This is a genomic window from Deltaproteobacteria bacterium (assembly GCA_011375175.1).
Classification (GTDB): domain Bacteria; phylum Desulfobacterota; class GWC2-55-46; order GWC2-55-46; family DRME01; genus DRME01.
In genome coordinates, this window is sequence record DRME01000052.1 from 1 (window position 1) to 11507 (window position 11507).

At 66.0% G+C, this 11507-nt stretch carries 8 protein-coding genes; 7 read left to right on the top strand and 1 reads right to left on the bottom strand.

Annotation, left to right across the window (positions count from 1 at the left end; all coding sequences use genetic code 11):
• The first annotated feature begins 360 nt into the window (after positions 1 to 360).
• From pyrR to ENJ37_03965, 6 genes are all read left to right on the top strand, one after another.
• Positions 361 to 906, top strand: coding sequence for a bifunctional pyr operon transcriptional regulator/uracil phosphoribosyltransferase PyrR (gene pyrR, locus ENJ37_03940; protein HHL39634.1), 546 nt, complete (start codon positions 361 to 363; stop codon positions 904 to 906).
• On the top strand, positions 896 to 1825 hold the full coding sequence (locus ENJ37_03945) for an aspartate carbamoyltransferase catalytic subunit (GenBank protein ID HHL39635.1): 930 nt from the start codon (positions 896 to 898) through the stop codon (positions 1823 to 1825). Before pyrR ends, ENJ37_03945 begins: the two co-directional genes overlap by 11 nt.
• A gap of 34 nt (positions 1826 to 1859) precedes the next feature.
• A complete protein-coding gene (locus tag ENJ37_03950) occupies positions 1860 to 3158 on the top strand; it encodes a dihydroorotase (GenBank protein ID HHL39636.1) in 1299 nt (432 codons plus the stop codon).
• Between the two features lie 49 nt (positions 3159 to 3207).
• Complete coding sequence (gene carA / locus ENJ37_03955) at positions 3208 to 4338, top strand: carbamoyl-phosphate synthase small subunit (protein HHL39637.1); 1131 nt, start codon at positions 3208 to 3210, stop codon at positions 4336 to 4338.
• Position 4339: 1 nt separating this feature from the next.
• On the top strand, positions 4340 to 7624 hold the full coding sequence (gene carB, locus ENJ37_03960) for a carbamoyl-phosphate synthase large subunit (protein HHL39638.1): 3285 nt from the start codon (positions 4340 to 4342) through the stop codon (positions 7622 to 7624).
• A gap of 825 nt (positions 7625 to 8449) precedes the next feature.
• Positions 8450 to 8989: an XRE family transcriptional regulator gene (locus ENJ37_03965; protein ID HHL39639.1), complete on the top strand. Its 540-nt coding sequence runs from the start codon at positions 8450 to 8452 to the stop codon at positions 8987 to 8989.
• 36 nt (positions 8990 to 9025) lie between these two features.
• Here ENJ37_03965 and ENJ37_03970 read toward each other — a convergent pair whose 3' ends face one another.
• On the bottom strand, positions 9026 to 10054 hold the full coding sequence (locus ENJ37_03970; protein ID HHL39640.1) for a tetratricopeptide repeat protein: 1029 nt from the start codon (positions 10052 to 10054) through the stop codon (positions 9026 to 9028).
• Positions 10055 to 10280: 226 nt separating this feature from the next.
• On the opposite strand from ENJ37_03970, the gene lpxK reads away from it, so the two are divergent.
• A complete protein-coding gene (gene lpxK, locus ENJ37_03975; protein HHL39641.1) occupies positions 10281 to 11414 on the top strand; it encodes a tetraacyldisaccharide 4'-kinase in 1134 nt (377 codons plus the stop codon).
• Positions 11415 to 11507: the final 93 nt, after the last annotated feature.

The following is an 11507-nucleotide window of genomic DNA, read 5'->3' on the forward strand; positions in this document are numbered from 1 at the left end:
AGAAGGGCCATAGGCCCACGTTTCCCCCAGACCCCCTTCAAAGACTTTCAATACGAGTTGGTTTCCCCCTGTTTTGCCAGGCAAAACAGGGGGAAACCAACTCGCATTAAAAGTTTTTGGAGGGAGTCTGAGGGAACCGTGGGTCTGTGACCCTTTTACAAAAAGGTTCCCTCAGTGCAATAAATCAGAGCTTCCCTTTAATTTAACCCGGCGAGGTTAAAAAGGGAGGTCCCCCTTGAAGCGCAGGAACGTATCGACAGCACAGGAGCGCCGCCCGACCTCCGTGTCCCCGTGGGGACGGAGGTCTTTTATTGCCATCCTCACGTGTCGCGGGGTGCGCCCGTGAAGTGCCGCGTGGTCATGGACTCGAAGGCCATAGAGCGGGCCGTGGCGCGCATCGCCCACGAGATCATAGAGTGCAACAAGGGCACCGAGAACCTCGTGCTCCTCGGGGTGCCCACCCGCGGCCACGAGCTCGCCATGCGGCTTCGCCGCAAGATCGAGGAGATCGAGGTCGGCGCCACCGTGCCCGCCGGCGCCATCGACGCCACCCTCTACCGCGACGACATAGGGCTTAAGAAGACGCAGCCCACGCTCAAGAAGACGGACATACCCATAAACGTCGAGGGCAAGACGGTCGTCATGGTCGACGACGTCCTCTTCACGGGACGCACCATAAGGGCCGCCATGAACGCCCTCATGGACTTCGGAAGGCCCAGGGCCATACAGCTTGCGGTGCTCGTGGACAGGGGGCACCGCGAGCTCCCCATCAAGGCCGACTACGTGGGCAAGAACATCCCGACCAGAAGAAGCGAGGTCGTATCCGTGAGGCTCCGCGAGGTCGACGGCGTAAACGAGGTCACCGTCGGCGCGGCGCCGGCAGTGGAGGAGGGCCATGAGGCTTAAGCGCAAGGACCTCCTCTCCATAGCCGACCTCGACGCCTCCGAGATAAAGCTCATACTCGACACGGCCGCCTCTTTCAAGGAGGTCTCGGAGCGGGAGATAAAGAAGGTTCCCACCCTCCGCGGCAAGACGGTCATAAACCTCTTCTACGAGCCTTCGACCCGCACGCGCACCTCCTTCGAGATCGCCGCCAAGCGCATGAGCGCCGACGCCGTGAACATCTCGGTGGCCCAGAGCTCGGTCGTCAAGGGCGAGACCCTTATCGACACGGCCCGCAACATCGAGGCCATGCGGCCCGACTGCATAGTCATAAGGCACGGCTGCTCCGGCGCCCCGGCCATGCTCGCCGGTCTCGTCGATTCGTCCGTCATAAACGCCGGAGACGGAGCCCGCGAACACCCGAGCCAGGCCCTGCTCGACATGCTCACCGTGCGCGAGCACAAAGAGAGCTTCGAGGGACTCAAGGTCCTCATCGTCGGCGACATAGCCCACTCGCGCGTTGCGAGGTCCGGCATCCACGGCTTCACCAGGCTCGGCGCCCGCGTCGAGGTCTGCGGACCGCCCACCATGATACCGAGGGGCATCGAGGAGCTGGGCTGCACCGTGAGTTTCGATCTCGCCCGCTCGGTCCGCGACGCCGACGTCATAATGATGCTCAGACTCCAGCTCGAACGCCAGAAGGAGTCCTTCTTCCCCTCGGTGCGCGAGTACTCGCGCCTCTACGGCCTCGACGGGGAAAAGCTCGCCGCCGCGCCCCCGGACGCCATCGTCATGCACCCGGGCCCCATAAACCGCGGCATAGAGATAGCGCCGGAAGTGGCTGACGGAAGACGCTCGCTCATACTCGAACAGGTGGAGAACGGCGTGGCCGTGAGGATGGCCCTCTTCTACCTCCTCCTCGGCTCCGCCCCGGAGGATTGAGGGAAGCCCGGAGAGTTTCAAGAGAGGAATCTTCATGGAAAGGGTGGTTGTAAGGGGAGGCCGTCTCATCGACCCGGCCGCCGGGATTGACGGTCTCTACGACGTGGTCGTCATGGGCGGTCGCGTCGCTTCGGTCAGGCCCGCCGGGGCGGGGGAGGCCGGCGGCGAGGGGTGGCTCGAGGTCGACGCCTCGGGCAAGGTGGTGGCGCCCGGTCTCGTGGACCTCCACACCCATCTGCGCGAGCCCGGCCAGGAGTACAAGGAGACGATACGAAGCGGCGCCGAGGCGGCGGCGGCCGGCGGCTTCACCACCATACTGTGCATGGCCAACACCGATCCCGTAAACGACAACGCCTCGGTGACGCGCCACATAGCGAAGAAGGCGGCCGGCGCTCCGGCGCGGGTGCTGCCCGTCGGGGCCGTGACGGTGGGGCTGCGGGGAGAGAGGCTCACCGAGATGGCGGAGATGAGGGAGGCGGGCTGCGCCGCCTTCTCGGACGACGGCGTGCCCGTTGCGTGCGGCTCGGTCATGCGCCGGGCCCTCGAGTACGCCCGCATATGCGACGCCGTGGTCATAAGCCACGCCGACGACACCACGCTCTCGGCCTCGGGCGTCATGAACGAGGGCGCGGTGGCCACGCGGCTGGGGCTCCGCGGCATACCCAACGCCGCCGAGGACGCCATGACGGCCCGCGACATAGCCCTTGCGGAGCTGACGGGCGCAAGGCTCCACCTGGCCCACGTGAGCACGGCCGGCTCCGTGGAGCTCATACGGGCGGCCAAGGCGAGGGGGGTGAACGTTACGGCCGAGGCCACGCCGCACCACCTGACGCTCACCGACGAGGCCGTGGAGGAGCGGGGCGCCATGGCCAAGATGGCCCCGCCCCTCAGGACACGGCGCGACGTGGAGGCCCTTCGCCGCGGCCTTGCCGACGGGACCATCGACTGCGTGGCCACGGACCACGCCCCACACTCGCCGATGGACAAGGACGTGGAGTTCGAGCTCGCCGCAAACGGTGTCGTCGGACTCGAGACGGCCCTTGCCCTGGTGCTGAGGCTCGTGGACGAAGGGGTCCTCTCCCTCTCCGACGCCCTGGCGGCCATGACCTCCAGGCCAGCGGCGGCCCTCGGTCTCGACTGCGGCACCCTTGCCGTCGGCAGCAGGGCCGACCTCGCGGTCATCGACCTCGAGCGGACCTGGACCGTCGAGCCCGACCGCTTCAGGTCCAGGGGACGGAATACACCCTTTGCTGGCATGGAGCTCAGGGGCGCGGTGACGCTCACCATGCTCGAGGGGAAGGTGGTCTACCGCAGAGGCGGCGAAGCTCCGTAGCAGGGGCGCCACATCTTTCATCCGTTACTTCAGGAAGGGGCTCTAACTGTTGGAAACGAGGAAGAAGACAAGGGCGATACTGGCCCTCCGTGACGGTACGGTCTTCGAGGGTTATTCCTTCGGGGCCGAGGGCGAGTCCTCGGGGGAGGTCGTCTTCAACACCTCCATGACCGGCTACCAGGAGATCATCACCGACCCGTCCTACCGGGGGCAGATCGTGACCATGACCTATGTCCAGCAGGGCAACTACGGCGTGAACGACGAGGACGTCGAGTCGGGACGGCCCTGGGTCGAGGGCTTCATCGTCAAGGAGGAGTGCCTGGGGCCGAGCAACTGGCGGAGCACCGGCTCGCTCTCGGACTACCTCAGGCGCAGCGGCATCGTCGGTATCGCCGGCATAGACACCCGCGCCCTCACGCGCCACATAAGGGAGGAAGGCGCCATGGAGGGCGTCATCTCCACCGTCGACGGCGACCCGCGAAGGCTCGTGGAGAAGGCGAGGGCCGTGGCGCCCCTTGCGGGCCGGGACCTCGTAAGGGATGTGACCTGCCCCCGGCCCTATACCTTCGGGCAGGGGCTCTGGGATAGGGACGGCGGTTACGGCGCGCCGCCGGAGCCGCGCTTCAGGGTCACGGCCCTGGACTTCGGCGTCAAGTACAATATACTGAGGCACCTCGCCTCGCGGGGCTGCGCCGTGACGGTCGTCCCGGCCTCCACGCCGGCCGCGGAGATACTGGCGGCGGACCCCGACGGCGTCTTCCTCTCCAACGGCCCCGGAGACCCGGCGGCCGTGGACTACGCCGTCGGCACCGTGAGGGAGCTTCTCGGCAGGCTCCCGGTCTTCGGCATATGCCTGGGCCACCAGATACTCTCGCTCGCCGTCGGGGCGAGGACCTACAAGCTCAAGTTCGGCCACCGCGGCGGCAATCATCCCGTAATGGATCTGAAGACCCGCTGCGTTGAGATAACGGCCCAGAACCACGGTTTCGCCGTAGACGAGGAGAGTCTGGGGGAAGCGGCCGAGCTCACCCACGTAAACCTCAACGACGGGACCGTCGAGGGGATCGCGCTGCGCGACGCGCCGGCCTTTTCGGTGCAGTACCACCCCGAGGCCTCGCCGGGCCCCCACGACTCGCACTATCTCTTCGACAGGTTCGTAGAGATGATGGAGAACGCATAAATTGCCCAAACGCACCGACATAAACAAGATACTCCTCATAGGCTCGGGACCCATAATCATAGGCCAGGCCTGCGAGTTCGACTACTCGGGCACCCAGGCGTGCAAGGCCCTGCGCGCCGAGGGCTACGAGGTGGTGCTCGTCAATTCCAACCCCGCCTCGATCATGACCGACCCCAACGTGGCCGACAGGACTTATGTCGAGCCCATCACGGTCGAGACGGTGGAGAAGATCATCGAGCGCGAGAGGCCCGATGCGCTGCTGCCCACCATGGGGGGACAGACGGCGCTCAACACGGCCGTGGGACTGGCCTCGTCGGGCGTGCTCGAGCGCTTCGGCGTGGAGATGATCGGCGCCGACCTCGACGCCATAATGAAGGCCGAGGAGCGCCACCTCTTCAAGGAGGCCATGGAGCGCATCGGGCTCATGGTGCCGGGAAGCGGGGTGGCGAGGAGCGCCGACGAGGCGATGGAGCTGGCCAGGCGCCTGCGCTTCCCCCTCATCCTGCGCCCCTCCTTCACCCTCGGCGGCACGGGCGGCGGCGTGGCCTACAACGCCGAGGAGTTCGACCGCATGATCCGCGCCGGTCTCGACGCGAGCCCCACGGGCGAAGTGCTCATCGAGGAGTCGGTCATAGGCTGGAAGGAGTTCGAGCTCGAGGTCATGCGCGATCACAAGGACAACGTGGTCATCGTATGCTCCATCGAGAATTTCGACCCCATGGGGGTCCACACGGGCGACTCGATTACGGTGGCGCCGGCCCAGACCCTGAGCGACAAGGAGTACCAGGAGCTGCGCGACGCGGCGGTGAAGATAATACGCGAGATAGGCGTGGACACGGGCGGCTCGAACATCCAGTTCGCCGTCAACCCCCGTGACGGCCGTGTCTGTGTCATCGAGATGAACCCGCGGGTGTCGCGCAGTTCGGCCCTTGCCAGCAAGGCCACGGGCTTCCCCATAGCAAAGATAGCGGCCAAGCTCGCCGTGGGACTCACGCTCGACGAGATAGCCAACGACATAACGCGCAGGACGCCGGCCTGCTTCGAGCCCACCATAGACTACGTGGTCGTCAAGTTCCCGCGCTTCGCCTTCGAGAAGTTCCCCGACGCCGACTCGACGCTCACGACCCAGATGAAGTCGGTGGGCGAGGCCATGTCCATCGGCAGGACCTTCAAGGAGGCCATGCACAAGGCGCTGCGCTCGCTCGAGACGGGGAGCAGCGGCTTCGAGCGCCGCATACGGCCGGGACGTCCGCAGGTGGAGCTGCGCTGCACCGACGAGGAGCGCGAGGCCCTGAAGGCGGCCCTCAAGGTGCCCGGCGCCGAACGGGTGTGGTACATATGCGAGGCCCTGAGGGCGGGACTCCCGGCAGAGGAGATTCACGGCCTCACCATGATAGATCCCTGGTTCATAGACAACCTGCGCGGGATCGTGGAACTCGAGCGCGAGATCGCCGCCGGGGCGTCCGGCGGCGGCCCGGACCCCGAGCTCATGAGGCGGGCCAAGCAGGCGGGCTTCTCCTTCAGGACCCTCGAGACCCTCACGGGCAGAAGAGAGGACGAGCTCCGCTCCGAGGCCGTCGAGGCCGGCATCGTGCCGGTCTACAAGACCGTCGATACCTGCGCCGCCGAGTTCGAGGCCTTCACGCCCTACCTCTACTCAACCTACGAGACCCCCTTCCACAACATCTACGGCGCGGCGACGGCCCCGGCCTGCGAGGCCTCTCCGACGGAGAGGAAGAAGGTCTTAATCCTCGGCTCCGGCCCCAACCGCATCGGCCAGGGCATAGAGTTCGACTACTGCTGCGTCCACGCAAGCTTCGCCCTGCGCGAAGAGGGGATCGAGTCCGTCATGGTCAACTGCAACCCCGAGACCGTCTCCACCGACTACGACACGTCGGACAGGCTCTACTTCGAGCCGCTCACCTTCGAGGACGTGATGGCCATAGTCGAGAAGGAGCGTCCCATGGGCGTCATAGTCCAGCTCGGCGGGCAGACGCCGCTCAAGCTCGCCGTGCCTCTTGAGAGGAGCGGGGTGAAGATACTGGGCACGTCGCCCGACTCTATCGACATGGCCGAGGACAGGGAGCGCTTTTCGGCGCTCATCGGAAGGCTCGGGCTCAGAACACCGGCAAGCGGCACGGCCCGCTCCATCGACGAGGCCGTCGCCGTGGCCGGCGCCATAGGCTATCCCGTCATGGTGCGCCCCTCGTACGTGCTCGGCGGCCGCGCCATGGAGATCGTCTACAGCGAAAAGTCCCTCGTCGACTACATGGGCCGCGCCGTCGAGGCCTCGCCCGAGCATCCGGTCCTCATCGACCGCTTCCTCGACAACGCCGTGGAGGTGGACGTGGACTGCGTGAGCGACGGCCGGCGGGTCGTAATCGGCGGCCTCATGGAGCACATCGAGGAGGCGGGCATCCACTCGGGGGACTCGGCCTGCTCGCTCCCCCCCTACTCGCTCCCCGAGGAGGTGCTCGACGAGGTGCGCCGCCAGACCGTGGCGCTCGCCCTGGAGCTCAAGGTCGTGGGACTCATGAACGTCCAGTTCGCCGTGAAGGACGGGGAGGTCTACATACTGGAGGTCAATCCCCGGGGATCGAGGACCATACCCTTCGTGAGCAAGGCCATCGGGCGGCCGCTTGCAAAGATCGCCACCAAACTGATGGTGGGCAGGACGCTCGAGGAGCTGGGCTTCACCGAAGAGGTGCGCCCCCCCTATACGTCGGTGAAGGAGGCGGTCTTCCCCTTCGTAAAGTTCCCCGGCGTGGACAGCCTCCTCGGTCCGGAGATGAAGAGCACCGGCGAGGTCATGGGCCTGGGGTCCGACTTCGGCGGCGCCTTCGCCAAGAGCCAGGTGGCCGCCGGCAACAGGCTGCCGCTCGAGGGCACGGTCTTCATAAGCGTGAGGGACGAGGACAAGGAGGCCATACTCCCCATAGCGCGCCGTTTCAGGGAGATGGGCTTCGATATCATGGCCACATCGGGCACCCACCGCTACCTCTCAGAGCGCGGCGTGGCCTCGGAGTTCGTCCACAAGGTCACCGACGGCCGCAGACCGCACATAGTGGACAGGATAAAGAGCCGCGAGGTGGCGCTCATGATAAACACGACCTTCGGCGACCGCAGCGTGCGCGACTCCTACTCGCTGCGGCGCTCGGCCCTCGACCACGGCGTGCCCTACTACACCACCGTGGCCGGCGCCAAGGCCGCCATCCTCGGCGTAAGGGCCATGCTCGAGGACTCCCTCGAAGTCCGTCCCCTCCAGGAATACCACGGGAAACTCTAAGGAAGCTCTGACTTATTGCACTGGGGGAAACTTTCTGTAGAAGGGCCATAGGCCCACGTTTCCCCCAGCCCCCCTTCAAAGACTTTCAATACGAGTTGGTCTCCCCCTGTTTTGCCTGGCAAAACAGGGGGAAACCAACTCGCGTTAAAAATTTTTTGGAGGGAGTCTGGGGGAACCTTTGCTTGAAAAAAGGGACCCAGGAGTCGTATACTGTGGTATGGTACCCGGTGACGCCGCAGCGGGGCAGCGCACTGCCCATACGGCGGCCTCTCCCCGGACGGGGGAAGAAGGAGCGGCATCGCCGGCGGGTCGCTTGGCGCGGAAGTGCAGAGACGGCGCCATGACGGCGCGAAGACCACGAAGACCGTGAACCGCCGGGCTGCCCGGCGCCGCCGCGCGGAAACGCCTCCGCCCAGGGCCGACGAAGCCGCCCGTCGCCTGGATCCAGGGGGCACGGACCGCTGTCTCTTCTCGCAAGGCCCCAGAGTCCCCACGTCCTCGGCGGCGCGGCCAGGGGAAGGGTTCCCCCGCCGTTGCGGCAGGGGAGCGTCGTCTCTTACGTCTCGGGCTTGAACATGGGATAGCGGCGCATGAGCTCTTCCCAGTTGATGAGTTCGTTAGTGGCCGGGTCCCGGATGAACGGAAGATTGACCATCACGCAACGCCTGATGTCTTCCAGAAGTTCGATGATCCTGTCGGCCTGATCTTCCCTCATGGTCGTATCACCCCGCCCGCCGTCTGAAAGTAATTCTTTACTTACAATAATACCCGAAATGAGAACTATGTCAAGCAAAATTTTCATTTTGGGAATCAAGTCGGGTTGAAATGGCTTTTCATTCAAAGGAATTCGGTTCAAGGCTGAAGAGCGCCATCAAGTCGGCCGGCATCTCGCAGAAGGAGCTGGCCGGCCGCCTGGGCATAAAGGCCAACAGCCTCACCAACTTCATAAACGGCAGGGTGCCTGACGGCATGATGCTGTTGCGGCTCGCCGACGAGCTGGGGGTAACGGCAAGGTGGCTGCTGACGGGACACAAAAAGAGTCCGCCGCCCGATCTCGAAGCCCTGGCACGGCTCATGAGCTGCTGGAAAGACTGGTCTGAGGGGTATAAGAAGTGCTACGGCCAGCGCGACGAAAGTTCGGAGCGGGGTCGTTCGAAGAGGGGCAAGAGGGGCGAATGGGACAGGGGGTTCTTCGAGTTTCCGGAGAGGGGCGTCGCCCTCGTCGACCTCGATGAGATCGGCGAAGAGGATGTGCGCTACGTAAGGAAGCTCATCGACATACTGCACGAAGAGGACGCCGACGTAAAGAAGGCGCTCAAGACGATAATAGACATAGCCGCCGGGAAGGGGGCCCGAAAGGGGTGAGAGATGTCCGGGCCCGGCCGCCTGCGCCGTAGGGTCTCACGCCAGGTTGAGCGGAAGCGACGACGGGTCCTTTCGCGCCGCTTCGAGCACCCGCCTTGCGTAGCGGCGCTCGACCTTGAAGCCGTACTTCTGCGCTCGCCTCAGCGCCTCCCTCATGCGCCTCAGGGCCCAGGGGCGGCGCGTCCCCATGTGGAGCTGGGCCTGGGAGAGGGCGCAGTAGATGAGTCCCCGCCTGTCCCGCGTCTCCCTGAAGAGTCTCACGGCCTCGTCAAGGGCGGCCTCGGCGCGCCCGCGCCTTCCGAGGAGATGGCAGGTCGTGGCCTCGGCCCAGAGCGTGTAGGCGTAGCTCACCTTGTCGCCTATGCGGCGGTAGCGGCTCTCGGCCTTCCTGAAATACGCAAGCGCCTCCTTGAAGTCGCCCTCCATCCTGCGGGCGTTGCCGAGCCCGCAGAACGAGTAGGCCGTGCCAAAAGTGTCCTTGAGCTCGGTGAATAGGGCGTTGGCCTCGCCGTAGCAGCGCTCCGAGCGGTCGGGACGGCCGGCGACGCGCCAGGCCCCGCCGAGCCCCGCAAGAGAGTAGCCCACGCCGCCGCGTTCGCCGAGCTCCTCGAACAGCTCCCTTGCCTGCTCGAAGAAGTCTATGGCCTTCGATATATCCCCCCTTATCCTCATGGTCCCGCCAAGCGCCCAGAGCGTAAAGGCCCGGCCCTGCCGGTCGCCGAGCCTGTCGTAGCCCCGCAGCGCCCGGCGCAGAAGCCCGGCCGCCTCGCGGTGCTCTCCCGTGGCCCTGAGCGCAAGGGCCCGGCCGACAATGGCGTCGAGGACCGCCGCCTCGTCGCCCGTCTTCACGGCGAGAAGCCGCGCCCTCTCGTAGCTGCGGGCCGCCTCTGCGAAACGGCCCACCATGCGCAGCGCGTCGCCGAGGCCGGCAAGGGCCGCGGCCTTGAGCTCCGCGTCGCGGCCCGCGCGGGCCGCCGCCTCCCTGTAAAGGGCCGCCGCCGCGCCGTACCGCGAGCGGGCGCGCTCGGCGTCGGCCTCTGTGAGAAGCCCGTAGGGGTCCTTCACTGTGATCGCTCCCTCTTTCCCTTTTGTCATGCCGGCGTGGACGTGATAATATGTCGGGGAAGTCCTGATCAAATACCCCGAAACCCCTTGAAAGTCAAGGAAACTCTGAGGAAGCTTCCGTTAATGTCCCTTTCGGGGAATTGTTCGGCGGAGCCCGGAAGGTTCGGCCCGCGCCGGGCGGGATCGTTACGCCCTTGCGGCCCGAACCTTCCGGGGTCCGCCCCCGATGCGGCGGGGACGGGAGCAGGCAGAGATTGGCGAGGCGATGGCAGGGCAGGCAAGAAGGCTGCGCTGGAAGAAGAGATTTGCGGAAGTCGTCAGGGACTGGATGAACAGGGAGCGTATACCCGCCCCTGCCCATGCCCTCCTCTACGGGCTCTCGCTCGGCTACGGCGCGGCCGTGGCCGCCAGGAGCGCCCTCTACGAGCGGGGGGTTTTCAGGAGCCGTTCCCTCGACTGCCGCGTCGTGTCCGTCGGCAACCTCACGGTCGGCGGCACGGGCAAGACTCCCGTGACCATGTACGTGGCCTCCAGGCTCAGGCGCATGGGACGGCGCGTGGCAATCCTGAGCCGGGGTTACGGCGGGAGCGTGAAGGAGACGGCCGTCGTCTCCGACGGCTCCGCGGTGCTGCTCGGCCCGGCCGAGGCGGGCGACGAGCCCTGTCTCATGGCCCGGCGCCTCGAGGGCGTGCCCGTGCTGGTCGGTCCCGAGAGGCTGCGCACCGGCGAGCGGGCCGTAAGGGAGTTCTCGGCCGACGTGGTGGTGCTCGACGACGGTTTCCAGCACCTCGCGCTCCGGCGGGACCTCGATATCCTCCTTGTCGACGGGAGAAGGGGCCTTGGCAACGGCCACCTCCTGCCACGGGGACTTCTGCGCGAACCGCCGCAGGCGGCGGTGAGGGCCGGGCTCGTCATGGTGAAGGAACCACGTGGCGGGGAGCGCCCCCCCTTCCTGCCCGCCCGCCTGCGCGCGCCGGTCGTGGGCTTTCACTACCGGCCCGCCTCGCTCCGCGAGGTCCACGGCGGCGGAAGGCTCGACACCGCGGCCCTTCGGGGCGCCCGCGTGGCGGCCCTGTGCGCCCTCGCCGACCCGGACTCCTTTGTAAGGACACTCGAAGAGCTGGGCGCCGCCGTGTCGTCAAGACTCTTCTACCCCGACCACCACGCCTACACCCCGGCCGACATGGAACGCATCGCCGCGGCCAGTCGCGGCGCCGACCTCTGCGTCACCACGGAAAAAGACGCCGTAAAGCTCGCACAACTCGACCCCAGGGACTCCGCGATCCACGCCCTCGCCGTCGACGTGGTCGTCGACGACGAAGAGACGCTCGATAAGACACTCAGTACTGTCGCCCTCTAACACACTCCCCCCTCGAAAGCCCCGATTTGTATTACTGGGGGAAACTTTCTGTAGAAAGTTACCCCCAGACCCCCTTCAAAGACTTTCAATACG